The 375-nt window shown below is 66.9% G+C and carries 1 protein-coding gene; it reads left to right on the forward strand.

Annotated elements, in window-relative coordinates; genetic code table 11:
* Positions 1-375, forward strand: a 375-nt coding sequence (locus ACXAG7_RS20035; RefSeq protein WP_476667936.1) for a 4-carboxy-4-hydroxy-2-oxoadipate aldolase/oxaloacetate decarboxylase, incomplete at both ends; no start/stop codon positions are given.

Here is a 375-nt window from a genome sequence, read left to right on the forward strand (position 1 = left end):
CCGACAAGGACGTCATCGACGCGCTGGGACGCGCGGGCGTCGCCACCGTGCACGAAGCGCAGGGCCGCAAGGGCTGCCTGCAGAGCTACATGCGCCCGATCTATCCCGGCGCGCAGATCTCCGGCTCGGCGGTGACGATATCGGCAGCGCCTGGGGACAACTGGATGGTGCACGTCGCCATCGAGCAGCTGCAGGAGGGCGACATCCTGGTGCTCGCACCAACCTCGCCCTGCGACAACGGCTATTTCGGCGACCTGCTAGCCACCTCGGCGCAGGCGCGCGGCTGCCGCGGGCTGATCATCGACGCGGGCTGCCGCGACGTGAAGGATCTCAAGGAAATGAACTTCCCGGTTTGGTCCAAGGCCATTTCTGCAC

The sequence above is a fragment of the Tenacibaculum sp. AWR4_210 genome (assembly GCF_056160945.1).